17 protein-coding genes are annotated in these 17,470 nt (G+C 36.9%); 1 reads left to right on the forward strand and 16 read right to left on the reverse strand.

Annotated features, from left to right (window positions below):
* Positions 1–19 precede the first annotated feature (19 nt).
* Genes HMPREF1521_RS05235 through HMPREF1521_RS05250 form a run of 4 tightly spaced genes read right to left on the reverse strand, consistent with a single transcriptional unit; the run spans position 20 to position 3,684 of the window.
* Complete coding sequence (locus tag HMPREF1521_RS05235; protein WP_038116735.1) at positions 20–1,021, reverse strand: electron transfer flavoprotein subunit alpha/FixB family protein; 1,002 nt, start codon at positions 1,019–1,021, stop codon at positions 20–22.
* Positions 1,021–2,097: an electron transfer flavoprotein subunit beta/FixA family protein gene (locus tag HMPREF1521_RS05240; RefSeq protein WP_084214629.1), complete on the reverse strand. Its 1,077-nt coding sequence runs from the start codon at positions 2,095–2,097 to the stop codon at positions 1,021–1,023. The genes HMPREF1521_RS05235 and HMPREF1521_RS05240 overlap by 1 nt, the downstream gene beginning before the upstream one ends.
* A 4-nt stretch (positions 2,098–2,101) precedes the next feature.
* On the reverse strand, positions 2,102–2,380 hold the full coding sequence (locus tag HMPREF1521_RS05245) for a ferredoxin family protein (protein ID WP_038116739.1): 279 nt from the start codon (positions 2,378–2,380) through the stop codon (positions 2,102–2,104).
* The gene (locus HMPREF1521_RS05250; RefSeq protein WP_038116741.1) at positions 2,377–3,684 is read right to left on the reverse strand and encodes an FAD-dependent oxidoreductase; all 1,308 of its coding nucleotides are present in this window, start codon (positions 3,682–3,684) and stop codon (positions 2,377–2,379) included. Before HMPREF1521_RS05250 ends, HMPREF1521_RS05245 begins: the two co-directional genes overlap by 4 nt.
* Positions 3,685–4,070: 386 nt before the next feature.
* Here HMPREF1521_RS05250 and HMPREF1521_RS05255 point away from each other — a divergent pair, with 386 nt between their 5' ends.
* Positions 4,071–4,532, forward strand: coding sequence for a helix-turn-helix transcriptional regulator (locus HMPREF1521_RS05255; RefSeq protein WP_038116743.1), 462 nt, complete (start codon positions 4,071–4,073; stop codon positions 4,530–4,532).
* Positions 4,533–4,628: 96 nt separating this feature from the next.
* Here HMPREF1521_RS05255 and HMPREF1521_RS05260 read toward each other — a convergent pair whose 3' ends face one another.
* The 12 genes from HMPREF1521_RS05260 to HMPREF1521_RS05315 all read right to left on the reverse strand — a co-directional run bounded on the left by HMPREF1521_RS05260 (position 4,629) and on the right by HMPREF1521_RS05315 (position 17,228).
* A complete protein-coding gene (locus HMPREF1521_RS05260; RefSeq protein WP_232203192.1) occupies positions 4,629–5,690 on the reverse strand; it encodes an NAD-dependent epimerase/dehydratase family protein in 1,062 nt (353 codons plus the stop codon).
* A gap of 5 nt (positions 5,691–5,695) precedes the next feature.
* Positions 5,696–6,415: a 2-C-methyl-D-erythritol 4-phosphate cytidylyltransferase gene (locus HMPREF1521_RS05265; RefSeq protein ID WP_038116744.1), complete on the reverse strand. Its 720-nt coding sequence runs from the start codon at positions 6,413–6,415 to the stop codon at positions 5,696–5,698.
* Between the two features lie 32 nt (positions 6,416–6,447).
* Positions 6,448–7,374, reverse strand: coding sequence for a polysaccharide biosynthesis/export family protein (locus HMPREF1521_RS05270; RefSeq protein ID WP_051435757.1), 927 nt, complete (start codon positions 7,372–7,374; stop codon positions 6,448–6,450).
* 10 nt (positions 7,375–7,384) lie between these two features.
* Positions 7,385–8,923, reverse strand: a complete 1,539-nt coding sequence (locus HMPREF1521_RS05275) for a lipopolysaccharide biosynthesis protein (protein ID WP_038116746.1) — start codon at positions 8,921–8,923, stop codon at positions 7,385–7,387.
* A 22-nt stretch (positions 8,924–8,945) separates the two neighbouring features.
* Positions 8,946–10,061: an EpsG family protein gene (locus tag HMPREF1521_RS05280; RefSeq protein WP_038116748.1), complete on the reverse strand. Its 1,116-nt coding sequence runs from the start codon at positions 10,059–10,061 to the stop codon at positions 8,946–8,948.
* A gap of 8 nt (positions 10,062–10,069) precedes the next feature.
* The gene (locus HMPREF1521_RS05285; RefSeq protein ID WP_038116749.1) at positions 10,070–11,422 is read right to left on the reverse strand and encodes a GNVR domain-containing protein; all 1,353 of its coding nucleotides are present in this window, start codon (positions 11,420–11,422) and stop codon (positions 10,070–10,072) included.
* A gap of 27 nt (positions 11,423–11,449) precedes the next feature.
* Positions 11,450–12,445, reverse strand: a complete 996-nt coding sequence (locus HMPREF1521_RS08830) for a glycosyltransferase family 2 protein (protein WP_051435758.1) — start codon at positions 12,443–12,445, stop codon at positions 11,450–11,452.
* A 61-nt stretch (positions 12,446–12,506) separates the two neighbouring features.
* Positions 12,507–13,421: an NAD-dependent epimerase/dehydratase family protein gene (locus HMPREF1521_RS05295; RefSeq protein WP_038116753.1), complete on the reverse strand. Its 915-nt coding sequence runs from the start codon at positions 13,419–13,421 to the stop codon at positions 12,507–12,509.
* Positions 13,422–13,562: 141 nt separating this feature from the next.
* Positions 13,563–14,357, reverse strand: coding sequence for a phosphorylcholine transferase LicD (locus tag HMPREF1521_RS05300; protein WP_038116756.1), 795 nt, complete (start codon positions 14,355–14,357; stop codon positions 13,563–13,565).
* Positions 14,358–14,368: 11 nt separating this feature from the next.
* Positions 14,369–15,370, reverse strand: a complete 1,002-nt coding sequence (locus HMPREF1521_RS05305) for a polysaccharide deacetylase family protein (RefSeq protein ID WP_038116758.1) — start codon at positions 15,368–15,370, stop codon at positions 14,369–14,371.
* Complete coding sequence (locus HMPREF1521_RS05310) at positions 15,360–16,457, reverse strand: glycosyltransferase (protein ID WP_038116761.1); 1,098 nt, start codon at positions 16,455–16,457, stop codon at positions 15,360–15,362. The genes HMPREF1521_RS05305 and HMPREF1521_RS05310 overlap by 11 nt, the downstream gene beginning before the upstream one ends.
* Positions 16,458–16,466: 9 nt before the next feature.
* A complete protein-coding gene (locus tag HMPREF1521_RS05315; protein WP_038116762.1) occupies positions 16,467–17,228 on the reverse strand; it encodes a DUF4422 domain-containing protein in 762 nt (253 codons plus the stop codon).
* Positions 17,229–17,470 lie beyond the last annotated feature (242 nt).

A 17,470-nucleotide genomic window follows, 5' to 3' on the forward strand; every position in this document is an offset into this window, starting at 1 on the left:
TACAACGAATCTATATGGCTTATTTCAGATGCGCCAACATATCATGTAAGACCTCCATGCAATCCCCCACAATCCCATAGTTCGCGTGTTGAAAGATTTCCGCATCAGGATCGTTATTGATGGCCACAATGGTATCTGCACCGGAGATGCCGCTCACATGTTGAATGGCTCCGGAGATACCGAATGCCAAATACAACTTAGGACTTACGGTCTTACCGGTCTGTCCCACCTGATACGGCAGCCCAATCCAGCCTTTTTCAACGAGAGGCCGAGTTGCACCTACGACGCCTCCGATGGCATCCGCCAGTTCATAGAGTTTATCAAAGTTTTCCTTCGAGCCCATACCTCGGCCGCCGGCAATGATGATATCCGCCTCCTGAATATTATAGCCGGACTTGCTGAACGGAATGAATTCAAGACGTTTCGTCCGAATATCTTCAGGTGAAAGTTCAAACGCTTCATATTGAATGCGTCCCCAGCTCGCATCATTGCGTTCCGGTTTCTTAAATACGTTAGGGCGAACGGAGCCCATTTGCGGGCGATGATTCGGGGAAATAATCTCCGCCAATATATTACCGCCCAGTGCCGGACGAGTCCACTCAACGAGCCCTTCCTCCGTATCGACAGTCAAAATTGTACAGTCCGCAACAACGCCGTTCTTCATGCGTCCCGACATGCGAGGCGCCAGATCACGGCCGTTATTCGTTGCGCCGATCAAGAGAATATTCGGCTTATGATCTTCAAAGAAATCCGTCAATACCTTCGTATAGCCGTCAGTTGTGTAGTATTTCAAAAGAGGACTTTCAAAAACATGGACAATATCCGCCCCATACGCGACGAGTTCCTCCGCCTGGGACTGAACATTTTCGCCGAGCAGCATAACCTGCACCAGCTGCCCCATTTCCTTTGCGATGCGGCGGCCTTGTCCGACGAGCTCGAATGTGACCGGATGCACCACGTCATCGATGGTATCGGCCACGACAAAGACGTCTCTATATTCATCAAAGTTTGTTACAGCCATTACCGGTCACCTCCCTGCACATCTGTTGAACCATCAGTACGTGTTTCGCTATTATCTGGATCAGAAACGGTCCCATTGCTCTTCGCACCGGCGGCCCGAGCCGCCTCCCTGTTCTGATGAAGCGCCGCCACGACCTTGAAGTCACTAGGCGATACACTCTCTACGGATGCCGCACGCTGTACGGGATCCTTTACATCTACACCGTCATCAACGTCATCCGGTGTCTCTGGTTCCTCCGGAACATCTACGGAAACAAGTAGATGGGCGAACTTCTCAGGCTTAATAAGGTACGCCAGTTCAAGAACCTTTTTAGCACCGTCTTCAACGGAATTGATCATTTCCACCTTGCCACGAAGCGGCGGCTGATACACCTTGCGCACCCGGGTAGGCGAACCGGTGAGCCCGATTCTGCTTTCATCGATGCTCGGCATATCCCGCAACGTAAGATTTGAAATCTCATAGCGTTTTGCGTAAATAGAACTCCAGAGCCCCGGTTGACGCGGCTCGTTAAGCTCCGCCGTAGCCGTCACCAATAACGGTAACGGCACTTCAATCACTTCATAACCGTTTTCGTGCTCCCGTTTGACGATGGCCTTTTGCGCCCCTTCATCAACGGATAATTCACATGCATAGGTAGCCTGCGCGATGCCGAGTTCCTCCGCAATCTGAGGACCTACCTGTGCCGTATCACCGTCAATCGCCTGCTTTCCACAGAAAATCATTTGAAACCGGCGATTCATATTTCTTTCAACGTGACGGATAGCCATCGCAATGGTATAGCTCGTCGCCAATGTATCGGCGCCGCCGAACGCACGGTCCGTAACCAGCACCGCATCATCCGCACCGAGGGCCAGACACTCACGAAGCGCGGCCTCCGCCTGCGGCGGACCCATGGTAATAACCGTTACACGACTGCCTTCGTACTGATCCTTCACGGATAGCGCCGCCTCAAGGGCATGCATATCGTACGGATTGACGATGCTCGGAAGGCCGGTGCGGATCAGATTGTTCGTCTCCGGATCCAGCCTGATTTCAGATGTATCCGGCACCTGTTTTATACATACTAGTAATTCCATGCACTCACCCCTGTCTAAACTCAATGCCTTTGCTGTTGCGCGGATACTTCCAGGATTTCACAATCGTATCACCGCACAGAACGCGGCATGTGCCGCACTCGAGACAACCCGCAAAATCAAAGACCAAGTCGCCATTTTCCTGCAAGGTATACAGCCCCGCCGGACAACCGTTGACGAGCTTCATTTTCTCTTCCTTGCTGAACCCCGAACCATCCACCTGAATGTGAGGACACGTTTCATCTACATAATATTTATTGGCACCCAGCCGTTCTTCCAATCTCATAGGGAACGCACCCCTTTCCATGCATCACGAATCAAGTTGGTTAAGCCTACGTCGCCCACGCGGTGCATTAATTTTTTCATCATCGGCACCGCACCGTCGCCATTGACGGTAAACACATCGCGCATCAGATGATTAACAAACTTCGGATATTCATTGAAAATACGCGGATGAGTAGCGAGGAATTTCGGCATATCCTTATAGAGCTTCAAATCCTTATGAAGCCACGAATTCTTGATATTCTTTTCGTATAGTTTCGGAACGCGATCCATATTTTCGTCGCGCAATCCCACATTGACGGCCTCCGCCGCACAGATACCGGACTCGATAGCGAGGTCCATGCCGCGAATCGTATACCCCAGATTCATGCACATCCTAGCCGCATCACCGATGATGATATATCCCGGGCCGCCCAGCTTCGGCATCGAGCGATAACCGCCCTCCGGCACGAGATGAGCGCTGTGTTCCTTCAACTGTCCGTTCTTCAGTAACGGTGCAATGCGAGGATGGCTTGTGAAAGCAGTGAGCATATCGTCCACGGAACGACTAGCGGCCCCGATGTCATCAATGCCCACAACCATGCCTACAGACAAACTGTCTTTATTGGTGTAAATAAAGCCGCCGCCCAGCAGCCCGTCCGTCATGTCGCCCAAGGTGAGCCATGCCATACCGTCATCACCGGTCAGCATGAGGCGATTTTCAAGGTCCTCTTTCTTGAGTTTATACACCTCTTTAACACCTACGGCCATCGTCTTCGGATCCGTAGGCCCCGTGAGCCCCGCTTCTTCCAACAGAACCGTATTGGCACCTTCAGCGATGATGACGAGCTTTGCATAGACTTCGTCATCGTGACAGCGCACGCCCACAACGCGGCGCTTTTTGCCTTCCCCTTCGGTGATGAGTTCCGTCACCTGTACGTTCGTTACGAGAAGGGCTCCCTTTTTCTCCGCCTCTTCCGCAAGCCATTTATCGAATTTCGCACGCAATACGACATACGACTCCTCGTTCGGTTTCACATCCTGATAACTATATTCAACAGTCGTCATTTCATCGCCTGCACCGATGGAAATGCGTTCTTTCGTCACCTTTCTCTCAAGAGGTGCACGGTCTCTGAAATCCGATACGATGCGTTCCAAGGAATGGGTATAAATACGTCCCCCCATCATATTTTTAGCACCCGGTGCGATACCTCGTTCGATGAGCAACACTTTCACCCGTTTCTCCGCCAGACGCAACGCCGCGGCAGCCCCTGCAGGCCCTGCACCGACGACGATCACATCAAATGTTTCATTTCGATCAATTGCCATATACTCAGCTCCTTTTGATGAAAGCTTGAACTTACATAAGTCTATATAATATATATTCACGATAAAGACCTAAAATACCTGCCCAACATACCACAAAAGTATGAAAGTAATCTGTATTCATGAATATAAAATGTAAGATTCCGTCAAAATTACATAACCGGAATATACATTCACATACTTATTCATGCGATACATTTTTAAAGTGTGCAATAAAATTCATCAATTCGTGAAATTTATAAATTTTTCTAGCTTTCACAAATAAAAAGGCGTATGATAAAGGTAGAAAAAACCGTATACGGAGCAACACGCGTATAATTCGACCGCATAATGCAAGACCACGGTCAAGGTTAGGCACTCATTATTTTGGAATTACCAGAGGAGGCCATATGGACCCGTTAAGAATCTTGAAAGCATTATCAAATCCACATCGGTTAGACATTATATTGTGGCTGAAGCACCCGGAGCAAGAATTTGGTGTACAGGTACACGCTAACACCCTCATCGATTTCCCGCACAGCGTCAGTGTTAAAAGCATCCAGAAGCGCTGCGGCGTATCGCAATCATCTATTTCTACATTCATGAGCATCCTGGAAAGTGCGGAACTTGTAGAATCCCGAAAAATTGATCAATACACGTATTTTCGTCGCAACGAACCGGTTATCCGCGAGTTCGGCAGCTGGTACAACAAGGAAGTATCCATCCAGAACGACGACGTCGAAAAATTGCTGCAAACCGTGAACCTGGAAGACACATCGTACCCCATCGCAGAGGAGTCGGCCCTCTCTAGTGAACGTCCGGCTATGGAACTGCGTACTAAGGGGAGTCGCGATGAAGATGAGAATAGATAAATCCATACGAATGATACAAACAAAAGAGCAGTAGCAATGAGAAATATCTCATATGTTACTGCTCTTTTCATATTCACAAGCATCAAAATAATTTATTTAATGAAATTCTTTCAAATACTCAATCAGCAATCGATATGCATCTTTCATACCAACTTCTGCCTTCCACCCAAGGTTTTCTAATTTATCCGTATTCAAAAAATACTTTACAGTCGGTGCATATCCATAATTATTTACCGTTGGAATATCAAATTTAACCGAAATCTCCCCGTTTGCCACTTCATCAGCAACCAAACAGGCAATTTCATATATACTTCTTGTCTCCTTAGCATTACAAATATTATAAGCCTCACAAGATTCACCGGACTTCAACAATACTAAAAGAGCCGTTAACGCATCTATAATATAACAAAAATTTGATAAAGATTCACCTTTTGTGTGTAATACAATGTCTGAACAATTCAAAACACTCTTAGCAAACTGCATAGAAACTCGATTATCTTCAACCGGTATTCCCGGCCCAAATGTCTGAGCCAGTCGTGCAATCGTGACAGGCACACCATATTCTTCAGCATAAGCATTACAATAGCATTCGCAAATACGCTTTCCCTCAGAGTAAGAACTGCGGACATCTAAATGGTTAATATATCCTAAATCCGCTTCTGTCATTTGTTGATTATCAACTAATTGAATACCATACTGCTCCATGGATGATAAATAAAGCATTTTTATAATGTTTTTTCGTCTACCTAACTCAAGACAATCAACAGTATTACCAATAGATGCATACAATGTCTCAACCGGATTTTTAACAAAATATTTGGACTGTGTCGGTGAAGCCGTATGCACAATATAATCAATAGATTCATTTATACATGATAACGCTTCCGAAGTATATGTAAATTGATCATTATCATGCATATCCCAGTATAGTTGTCGAGCCTTATCAATATTCCTTACATGCCCAATAATTTTTATATCAATAGACAGCAACCTATTAGCCATAAGCATCGATTTGATCAGCATCGAACCTATTAATCCCGTCGCTCCGGTTACCAATATCGTCTTATCACTAAAATATCTATATAAATCTACATTTTTACAGACAACACGTTCCAATTCATGTATCAAAACAGTATCCATACCTAAGCCTTTATCCATACCAACTATAAACCGATAACATTCAGACTATCTTTTACATCCAGATAGGCTTTAAATGTATAGAAATCTATAGGAGTTGTAATTTTAATATTTTCAGCCGGTCCTTCAACCAAAAATAAATCGTTATTATAATATTGCATCATAGAGGCAGAATCTATAAATTCCAAAGATTCTTTATTAGCATTCATATGAGCGTTATAAATATCGCGAAGAAAAAAGCATTGCGGAGCCTTGGCTATAACGCATTGCGAACGTTCTAAAATTCTACCGATTTGATTCGTATCCTCTTTTCTTATGAAAGTTGTCTCTGTTGCAGGTGCTACTGTTATAGCATTTCCATGATCTTCAACAGAAGTGATACAATTTTTAATTAATATATCGTCGATAATAGGTCGTACTCCATCATGAAGCAATACTATATCGGTTTCCGAAAATAAGCGTCGACACTCGGTCAAGCCTAAAAAGATAGATTCTTGACCTGTATGCCCTCCCGGCACCACGGAGGCTACCTTAGTCAAAGAAAACTCTTTGACTAAGGAATTTACTTGCTGAATAGCCCGTTCTAACGACACAATAATAATATGATCAATACTTGCACTCTTTTGAAAATGCTCCAATGTATGTACTATTATGGGTTTTTGATGCACTTCTAAAAATTGTTTTGGTGTTCCCGAAGAGCTCATACGCTGTCCCGTACCGCCGGCAAAAATAACCGCTATATTCATACACCTGTCCCTCTTACAATTATACGAATCTATCAATCAGTTGCACTGTGAATCATATATGCAAAGGATGCAAACGGAGCAATATCACTCGGAATGAGACGATGCGATTTAGGAACATAAATCATATCTCCATCCTGCAATGCGATATTTTGTTTAATATCCTGTTTCTTTATGAAGCTTTCCAAATCAACTTCACGTACATATACAGTATCATCAATGACACGAACGACCTGAATATGGCGAGGTCTAGCCTTTCTCGCCGTCCCTTGTGCACTTGAAATCGCCGCGAATACATTCATGTAATCGGCTCCCAATTTGTAAATACCAGGTTTCGGCACTTCACCCATTACATAAACCTGTCGGCCACCGTATTCCGATACATTGACGGTCACATCCGGTTTATGAATATAATGCGAGAATTTTTCGCTTAATAACGCCGATGCTTCTTGCAATGTTAATCCTGAAAGCTTTACAACTCCCGTATACGGCGTATTAATACGACCATCCGGTCCAATCATTAAGGTAACACCGGAATTACTAGTATTGTCACTAGTCGAGTCAGTAAATCCTAACTCACTGCTAGTGTAACCTAGAACATGTAAATTAATCTTGTCATACTTCGACAGGCGATATTCTCCGATATCTGGACGCGCTATGGAGAACACACTATCTTTTGGGTCGATATACTCACCGTTTTCCAAAACCATCTTCAATTTCTGCTCTTTAGTCGGATGTTTAACGGCATTTGTTTTGAAAGTAACAACTTCTTTACCCTTTACACCACTATCGACAACAGAAACATCTTGCACGTCCGGCATATACGGAACAGAAACCTGTCCCATATATTCTCCGGCGCCGCTACCACTGCCGTTATTCATATCTGTATTAGTAGCCGCCATAGCCACATTACATGCTAAACATGTCCCTACAAGAGCCATTAACAACTTACGTTTTCTCATGCTTATCTCCTTAGCAACTCTTCTTTATTAATCCTACTTTCGACAGAAATGAATAAAAAAGATTTTTCTCATAAGAATCAAAATTACTAATCCATTGAACACCAAAATAAATGAAAGAATATAACAGCATACTAATTACAAGAATGTAAATAGAGCTGTTTAAAGCGATATGAGGAATCACATACAGGCCTAGAACCGTTAACAGTATCATAACTACGGATAGGCGTGCAATTTGCTTCCAAAAATGAATAATGTTTAAGTTCATATACCGATGATAATACACGTTCATGATAATACCATTGCCCAAAAACATGGAAAGACCTGTAGCAACGGCACCACCGGCAATACCATACATATCGATCCAATAGTATGCCAATACGACATTAAGGATACCGACAAATACGTATACAGCGGCCCTCACATGATATACATTACGAGCCTGCATAATCGCAAGGCCCACATTCTGAATGAGATCAATCGTGAAAGGGACAATAATAATCAGTGTAATCCAATATACTAAATCAAATCCATCACCGACCCAGTAATGAAGAAAACTATGTCCGAACAATATAAATCCGCTCAAAATCAGCGACAATAAATAAAATTGTAATCTACCAACTTTCAGAAATAAATGCTGAAATTTCTCATCACTACATCGATTCGTCACCATAGCCGTAATTTTAGGCAACAATGTACTGGATACGGCTAGCGAAATATTCATATAGTTAATATAAATCTGGCTTGCAATAGCATACATGGCAACGGATTCCGCCCCGATTTTTATACCAATCAGCAACTGATTACTTTGCCAAAACACTTGGTCAACTACAGATACTACAAATAAACTGAGTGAAAGGTTTCGCATAGCCAGGAGAATCTCTGAATCCCAGCCATGATAGACAAAGCGAACCTGCAATACACGCCTGCAATATATAACCTTTACGAGAACCAGCAGCAAATTAAATACCGTTTGTACCAGTACTACACTTAACGCTGTGGGATAAAAGATCAGCACACCCACAATAGCAAAGGGCTGTAATAAAATCTGTATCAAACTGATTGACCGATGAAAGATAAACCGCTCTTCAGATATGATAACCGCATCGAAGACTTTAGATGCAAATAACATCAATAGATTCAACAGTAACAACAGAAATATTTTCTTTGCACTATCAATCATATCAGGAGCTAAGCTGTCCTTAAATATGTAAGGAATACAGTAATACACAACGAGTCCGCAAAGGCTCAATATGACGCCTATTCCTACATACAGCAGCAACGACATAGTTAACAACTTATCAATTCTAACCTGATCTTTCAGCGTTTTATACTTCACTAAAAAACGGGTAATCGTCGCAGACAGACCGAAATCTAACACGTTAAAGTAGGCGATGATAGAACCCAATAGCCTATAAAGGCCAAATTCAGCCACACCGATAAAGGATAAAAGAATAGGTACATAGGCTAAATTAATAACTGTATTCCCCAATAGTAATGCGTAAGATAGTAAAGTACCTACTTTTCGTTGTGTAGAAGAATTCTGAGACATGTAACCAATCCCCTATTTACAACTATTCGAAAATTTTAAAATTAAAATCATACTCTATATTCATACTGGATGGATACGGATTCCGCCAACTAGTGAAGTAATCATGTGGAATTCCTTCAATGCCACGTAAAAACACAAAAAGAAAAAATACTAATACTATATAACCCCATTTAAAATTATATATTCTATTCTTAATTTGAAGCTGAAAGACAGTATTTAAATATTGTATTGTATATGGCATTATCAAAATAATGAAATACTCAAAATATTTAGTCAATCTTGTAATAGGTAAGGAAAATGAAAATAAAAAATGTCCCAGTATACTAATAAACCATATATTAATCAAACCTTTATATTCCGGTTTTAATTTCAAAATAGCCAACCGAGATACAGAAAATAATATAAATTGATATACCATATATAACCCAGTCATATTAACAGAATCTATATCCGAAACATACCCCAGATATCGCCCATCTATATGCAGCATACCTAATATAACAGACAATAAAGATAATACTATATTCAACTTAAATATACAAAATGCAAGTACAAATACAATAGCATAGATGTACCAAGAATATACTTTTCTAGGAACCCAATACAATACAATTGCCACTATAGCACTATAATGAAATACAACAGCGGCGGCAACAACTAATAAATATCTCCAAAACTTTCGTTGTAAACAGTATTGATATCCCCAAAATATTAAAACTAAACTTAACGCTTGTCGTATACCATTAAGAGAGAAAAAATATTCTGCACATAAAAACAAAGTCAAAATTAATATTTGAATTTCGCTATCTTTAGTATATCGTTGAATTCCTTTCCATAAAAATATCATAATCAATAATTCATAAACAATAAACATTGCTTGATAAGACATATGAAAATAACGGAGGACTTCAACAATAATTAAAAATAACGGCTCAGGATATGCATCATTAAGTGTTACTTGATTAAACAATACAACATACCAGTCATAATCTGTACCGATTTCATATCTAAACATCCCTAAAAATGTAAGTACCCCAATAACAATTATAGGAATAAATTTCTTATATTGAATCGGTACCAAGCGTTCCGCAATGACAGATGAAAACACAAAAATTGCAAGGCCAATCCAAAATACCATAGGATCACCTATTCTTTCATTACACTCATACGTCTAGTATATTGGAAGTAAATAAATCCACCTGCAATTATTAAATATAATAATCCGCCTACAATCATAACATATAGTTTACGCGGCCAAGAATGTTTAACAGGATAAGTTGGGCTATTAAGAACACGAATATCCATAGCATCAAGATTTTCTTTAATCTTCAATTCTTCAAGACTTTTAGTTAAAAGATTATATGTATCGGTAGATACCTTTGCATTACGTTGTAACTCTAAAAATTTAACGGATTTTTGTGAAAACTGATTCGATTTTTCAAGGTTTTGTTTACTTAACTCCTCAAGCTTTGTAAGCGCTGCATTAGCTGATTCAACATTATTTTTAGCAACAACTCTTTTTTGTAACAAATCCATTTGTACAGGACTAAGTGTAACATTTTCAGAAGAAATAGACTGCGCTACCGTTTTAGCCAATTGTTTTTCTAAATAGCTGATATTTTCTTTTACCTTAACAACTTCCGGATAATCATCGGTAAACTTGAATTGTAATTTAGCCAATTGTTCATTAGCATTAAATAATTCTTTACGTATAGATTGAATCTCAGGATTATCCGCCATCTGAGAATCAATAAGATTTTTATTTTGTGTATCAATCTGAGCTTCAATAGAACTTAAAATAGCTGTATTAGTATTTAATTTAACAGTCTCATCAGATTTCGCTTTTTCATAACCAGCAGCTTGTTCCAATAGCATTTTTTCTTGTTCATTAGGTATGAATACGCCATTTTCTTGTTTATATTTTTCAAGTGCAGCTACATCTGCATCCATTTTATGTTTAGCATCTTCATTCTTTTTTCCCAAAATTTTAATTAACGTAGAATCTTGAGCAGAGCCGACTCCAGCTATAGTATCTTGTAATGAATCCACTACATCTTGCGCTATTCGTTGTGCATTTTCCGGTGAATCGGCTGTAATTGTAAAAGATAAAATAGAAGTTCCTCTCGGATTATCTATTTGCATATATTTCTTTACAAAATCATCTGCATCAAATTTTTCATCCTCTGCATCTGCATTATCCAACTTTTTTATAACAGGATCAATAACTCTACTACTCTTTAATAAGGACATATAATCTAATACAGAATCCCCCGCAGAAATGCCTGCCAAAGATAATAGTGCGGAGTTATTAGCCAATGTACTTAATGAACCATTTTGTGGCTTAACTTGAATCATTACACTGGAGGTATATTTTTTGGGAAGTAGAAGTGCTAGCAAAAGAAATATAATTAATATCCCCCCCATCAAGCATAATAAAAGTTTTTTGTACTCTTGAATAATTGCTTTTATAAGTTGATATGAGATAACTTGTGGTTCCATACTAATCCTTTCTAATAATTAATTTAATTACCATATATCTTCACATATACTTTTAAATCGATAGTATATCATTATGAGCCAATACATTTTATATTGTAATAAATATAATATTATTTTTCTCTTAAAACTCAATCTCTTATCGACTACTAAAGGATTTAAATTCGCTAATTTTTTTACTAATTCATAACTTGACTTTATAGTACTCGCATCTTGAAGCTTTATATATTTATTTAATATTCCTATTAACTGATATATATATATAGCATTATAATTATTAATATTATATGTTTTAAGAAATTTATACTCCATATTTAATTTAAAGATTTCATCTTCTAACGTTTTTTTATTCACAGATAAAGTCAATGAATTACTATTCTTACGATGATAATATCTATATATACATTTAGACTCAATTACATATGATTTAATACAACAATAATAAGAAAAATTAAAGACTTGATCCTCCGCAACAGATAGATTTTCATCAAATCGTAAATGATATTTATCTATAATCTTCTTCTTATATAATTTAATAACTGGACCACGTAATAATTCTAAAAGATTATAATATTCTTGCTGTAAAAAACCAGATTGTTTTGAAAAATAGTTTCGTATTTTTTGTTTATATACAAAACTATTTTCATCGATATATATATCTTCTATAACTCCAATTATAAGATCTGCATCATAAATCAATCTTACAAACGATTCAACATAATTCAAAGATACAGAATCATCACTATCTATAAATAATATAAACTCCCCTTGCGCAATGTCCAAGCCTCTATTGCGAGCAGCGCTGACACCGCTATTTTTCAAATGCACTACATGAATATTAGCATACTGTTCTTCAAAACGATCACACAGTCCGGACGAACCGTCAGTGCTACCATCATCAATTAAAAGTATTTCAAGATTCTTATAAGTTTGATGCACTATAGATTGAATACAGCGTTCTAAATAAGGTTTAGTATTATAAACTGGAATAATAATACTAACAAGTGGATTTTTAACTATTTCCATTATTTATTACTCCAATAAATATTAACATTATAACAACTCATACTCTTTTCATAAAAAATACTCATATATTACTAAAATACTCATATGTTTTACATAATCCATTATGTAAACTATAGTTCACCTTAAATAATAATTCTTTTTCTGCTTTTTGTGCATTGAGTCTAGAATGCTTAATATCGCCTAATTTTGGTTTTTCATATAATACCTCAATATGTTTACCACTAATATTTTTAAATTCTTCTACTAACATATTTATCGAACTCTCTATATTAGTACTTATATTATATGTCCCAACAAAACTACTATTCATGCCAAGAATATTAGCATCAACTACATCCTCTACATATATAAAATCTCTAGTTTGCTTACCATCACCATAAATAGTAATCGGCAAATTCTGTGTTATAGCCTTAGCAAATATGCTAATTACACCACCTTCTCCACCATTGCCTTGCCTTGGTCCATATACATTAGAATAGCGATAACATATATAATTTAAACCAAATGACTCATTATAAATACGAAGATAATGTTCTGAAGTTAACTTTGTTAATCCATAAAATGATGATGGCACTCCTACCATAGATTCGTTTAAAGGCAAAATGTCAAGATTACCATAAATAGCAGCTGATGAAGGCATCAAAAATTTTTTTACTCCACAAGCAACTGCTGCATTTAGAACATTAATCAGCCCCATCAAATTTATATCACAATCTAAACTAGGATTATTCATAGAAACAGATACTTCAGTTTGAGCCGCCTCATGAAAAATATAATCCGGTTTAAACATCTCTATAACCGAATTCAATTTAGAGTCTCGTATATCCATTTCTATAAATTCCGCTTTTGGATGAACAAAGGCCTTATTACCACTTTGTAAATTATCTATAACTTGCACAATATGTCCATCTTTAATTAATCTATCTACTAAATGTGATCCGATAAATCCTGCACCACCAGTAACGCAAATTCTCATTAAAATTCCTTTCTTTTAAACCGTTTCTACTATCTATTTTATCAACGCCAATTAATATAATAATCTACACATCAAAACTCATATATTTTCCGATACTGCAAAAATACATTTATAACCTTCATTATTCATACATCCAATACTCTAACTCTTAAAGGCTTTTATAGTAGATATCTTTCGTTTCTCAACAGGCGGAATCTGCATATAATCAGCACCATATAAATTAGTCAAATATGAATCATAACAAGAAAAAACTTCCAATCTCAAATCTTTAAAGGAAACTAATACACGTTTTTCAAAATCAGATTTAAGCATCCGTTCCTTAACGCCATACACGCCACCTGTAATAGCCCCAACATACTTTGATTTTTTATAATCATATTTCTTAGCTAAAACATCTAAATTACGAGACCAATAACTAGGTCCAAACAACTTAGCAATAAATATTAAACAAGACTTAACAACTGCTCGCCATAAGGTCTTACCTTTTCCTAATTTCGCATCACACAATTCAAGCATTTTACTATAAACTTTTCTCTTTTTATAAATACTTGAAACCTGATTTAAATCATCCGGCAAACCATCAACAGGCATTATATCCATAAATAAATATTTATTTGAATTACTATATGCATCTTCTATATTAATATCTAGCTTTTCGAGTCTAGCAAAAGGGTAAATAGAATTTTTACGCTCAACAGATTTAAGAACATACAACTCATTTAGCACTGTCGGGAATATAGAAACTAACCTATCATAATCATTTCTACTCATACACACATCTATATCATCATCCCAAGGAATAAAATCATGATGTCTTATAGCCCCCAATAATGATCCGCCTGAAAGAGAGTACTTAATATCATTCTCCTTACAGAATGAATCAAACTCTTTGAGCATAATATATAGATGGCTCTGAATTTCTTCTATAGTTAGCATCTCAGTATCTCCTAATTCTCAAACCAAACTAATTTCATTTGCTTATGAAATTCCATCTCAGACCAATTCTCTACACCAAATCTAGGTAAAGAAAAACAATTAGTATTAGTATGCACTTGAGCCCTATTAGTACTAACAGAAAAAGAAAAACCTAACGCTTCAACAATTTCTTCAGTCACCTTATCAAAACTATGTTTATGTCCGAACGGATATGCAAACAAGTCAATATTAGTACCTAATAATTTTTCCAAAAATAATTTAGAAGATTGAATCTCATTATATTGCTCATTATAACTCAATAACTTTAAAGCAGGATGATTAATCGTATGTGCACCTATAGTAATTAATTTACTATTATATATCTCCAATAACTCAGAAGACGACATTGTCCTATTTTCAATATTAGGTTCTAAACTGTATTTATCATAAAAATTATTTAAAATCTGATCACGATAATCAGGTTTCAAATTAAATAATAATTTATGTGCTGCATAAAAAGATTTTTGCCGGACTAATTTACTTGAAACATCAAATAAATACGTTTGATTAAAAATATCAAACGATATTGAATCAAATAATTTTTGATTTTTAAAAAATATTGTTTCCAGTCGATCCCACCAAAATTCTTTTATTGAGTCAATTCCAGAGGTAGTAACAAAAATAGTCGCTGGTATATTATATTTTTTCAAAATAGGAAAAGCATTTTTATAATTATCAAAATATCCATCATCAAATGTGATAATCACAGATGGTTCTTTAATCGACTTATACTTTAAATCTTCAAAAGAAATAACATTATACTGTTCTTTAAGATGTTTTATATGTTTATCAAAATTATCTGGAGTCACATTAATATTGAACAAATCATAATTTGTATTATTTATTCTGTGATATAACAAAATTACAACAGGTTTATCTATTATATTATGAATCAAATTAAACGGCGCTTTTCGTTTTCTATAAATAGATCGAGTCCAAGGCATCTTTGCCTTTATATAATTTTTAAAATCCATAATATCTCCTATATAACTGCTCCACAGATTTAATTGCTTCCTTTAAATCATAGCCAGCTGCTTTAATTTGATTTTTATAATCACATGTATTATTTATATGACTTTTTTCTAAAATCTTATTAACCCATATGAGTTCATCATCTATTGATAAAAAATTACATAGCTCAGTTATAGCAACTTCATTTGTAATCGTATCTGATAACAATATAGGAATCCCTAGTGCCTGCGATTCTATAGCTACCAACGGCATACCTTCAAATAAAGACGGTAATACTATCACATCCATAGTCTGCATTATTTCTACAGGATTACTTACATATCCCATAAAAATAACATTTGATTCTATTCCTTGCGCATTAACCAATAACTCTATTTTTTTTCTTTCTATACCATCTCCAAGCAGTAAAAGATAACTATTTGGGTTCATTTCCAACAGCTTTCTAAACATACTAATAATAAAACTATGATTTTTTACAGGTGTAAACCTCCCTATATGCCCTACAACTAAAGCATCTTTAGGAAGATTCAATTTCTGTCTCATTTCAATATATTTATTATGATCTTTATTATACTCATCTAAATCTATTGAATTATTAAATAAATAATAAGAATCACTATTAATGCATTTATCAGAAAACATCCATCTACTTGCCTTTTGAGAGCACCCTATATAAGCGTCAACGATAAAAGGTATAAATAATTTTCCAATCTTATGTAATATGGTTTTTAAATATCGAATTAAAAATCTATTATCATCAATACTAGAACTATGCGCATGTAAAATTATATTATTAAATCCCGCCAATTTTGCTAATAATATAGGCACAATATTAACATATGACTGATGAAAATGTATAATATCATAATTCAATTTTACTAAACGCTTCATGGACTTATAAAAGCTCCAAATTCGATACGGCCTATCAACTTTCATTACATTATTTAAATCATCAAAACAAGCAATATCATCATAAGTTAATAACATTAAATCAAATTCTTTTTTATCAATATAGCTATATAGTTGAAGTACATATGATGTTAATCCACCCATGTCTTTATCTATAGGAAGTTCAACAACCTTAATCATATTCTTCTATTATCTCCCTAACAGCTTTCTCTTTAAAAAGCTTCCTCCTTTTTTCACCCAATTTTGCGGCTCCATAAAGGACACATTTTGTTCCTTATACTCAATGTGATTCGCTTCGAGCCATACATCGAGCAAAATTTCGCTGACAAATCCGTAAATACGCGACTCATACACATCATAACCAGAAATATCCACGCGCTTTTCTAGCTCCTCCAATATGGAAAACATCCATTCACAATACTGATTATACAAATCCCGACGCATCACAAACATATTGAACATGTGCGCCCATGTGCGATTGCAGACCGTCGTGAAAGCAGCGCTGTATTCAGGGTACCGCTCCGCGATAATCTGCTCCGCCACATCAAGCCCTTCACTATGATGAGCATTATTATAATGAGACCTGTTCGTTTCAATATAATATTTACGCTTATCCGCTACTATTACAGAGTATTGTGAAAGCAACGCTTTCCATTCCTCACCCGTGAGGATCTGGTTCTTTTTATCCTCTACAGAGCGCACTTCTTTACGCGTAAAATACCGTCTGTAGTGAACAAGACCGATATAGTCAGCATCAAGATTCTTCCATGCCCAATATAAACCGGTCAACTCGCAGTAATTTGCATTTTTCTCGGAGATATTGTCCCCCGTATGATCCCCGATATAACCAATGTCAGATTTGCCCGCTCTCCCCACATGGATGGGCATGTAGATAGAATCTGCCGGCATCCAATATTGCTTATGAGTGGCTACTAAAATTTTTATATTCACTGTTGTGCTCCTTACACACACTATATATTTTTTTACACACGTTCATACGGTTACAGCATATCAAGATAACTACAACTCACAATTTACAAATCAAGGTAATACATCAAATATATTTGTAACCTGTAAGAAGATAATTAACCCAATTCTCTTTCAACCAGTGACAACGCGCTCACAATGACCTTATCCATATCGTAATATTTATATTCCCCTAAGCGGCCTCCGAATATTACATTCGTTTCTGC

Source organism: Veillonella sp. AS16 (genome assembly GCF_000517785.1).
GTDB lineage: Bacteria > Bacillota > Negativicutes > Veillonellales > Veillonellaceae > Veillonella > Veillonella denticariosi.

Bases quoted from the DNA above. Each gene is read 5' to 3' on its own strand.
- HMPREF1521_RS05270 (WP_051435757.1), bottom strand. From the start codon at position 7,374: ATGAGAAAACGTAAGTTGTTAATGGCTCTTGTAGGGACATGTTTAGCA.
- HMPREF1521_RS08830 (WP_051435758.1), bottom strand. From the start codon at position 12,445: ATGGAAATAGTTAAAAATCCACTTGTTAGTATTATTATTCCAGTTTAT.
- HMPREF1521_RS05240 (WP_084214629.1), bottom strand. From the start codon at position 2,097: ATGGAATTACTAGTATGTATAAAACAGGTGCCGGATACATCTGAAATC.
- HMPREF1521_RS05260 (WP_232203192.1), bottom strand. From the start codon at position 5,690: ATGGATAAAGGCTTAGGTATGGATACTGTTTTGATACATGAATTGGAA.
- HMPREF1521_RS05245 (WP_038116739.1), bottom strand. From the start codon at position 2,380: ATGAGATTGGAAGAACGGCTGGGTGCCAATAAATATTATGTAGATGAA.
- HMPREF1521_RS05300 (WP_038116756.1), bottom strand. From the start codon at position 14,357: ATGCTAACTATAGAAGAAATTCAGAGCCATCTATATATTATGCTCAAA.
- HMPREF1521_RS05275 (WP_038116746.1), bottom strand. From the start codon at position 8,923: ATGTCTCAGAATTCTTCTACACAACGAAAAGTAGGTACTTTACTATCT.
- HMPREF1521_RS05310 (WP_038116761.1), bottom strand. From the start codon at position 16,457: ATGATTAAGGTTGTTGAACTTCCTATAGATAAAGACATGGGTGGATTA.
- HMPREF1521_RS05265 (WP_038116744.1), bottom strand. From the start codon at position 6,415: ATGAATATAGCGGTTATTTTTGCCGGCGGTACGGGACAGCGTATGAGC.
- HMPREF1521_RS05235 (WP_038116735.1), bottom strand. From the start codon at position 1,021: ATGGCTGTAACAAACTTTGATGAATATAGAGACGTCTTTGTCGTGGCC.
- HMPREF1521_RS05295 (WP_038116753.1), bottom strand. From the start codon at position 13,421: ATGAGAATTTGCGTTACTGGTGGTGCAGGATTTATCGGATCACATTTA.
- HMPREF1521_RS05255 (WP_038116743.1), top strand. From the start codon at position 4,071: ATGGACCCGTTAAGAATCTTGAAAGCATTATCAAATCCACATCGGTTA.
- HMPREF1521_RS05285 (WP_038116749.1), bottom strand. From the start codon at position 11,422: ATGGAACCACAAGTTATCTCATATCAACTTATAAAAGCAATTATTCAA.
- HMPREF1521_RS05280 (WP_038116748.1), bottom strand. From the start codon at position 10,061: ATGGTATTTTGGATTGGCCTTGCAATTTTTGTGTTTTCATCTGTCATT.
- HMPREF1521_RS05250 (WP_038116741.1), bottom strand. From the start codon at position 3,684: ATGGCAATTGATCGAAATGAAACATTTGATGTGATCGTCGTCGGTGCA.
- HMPREF1521_RS05305 (WP_038116758.1), bottom strand. From the start codon at position 15,370: ATGGATTTTAAAAATTATATAAAGGCAAAGATGCCTTGGACTCGATCT.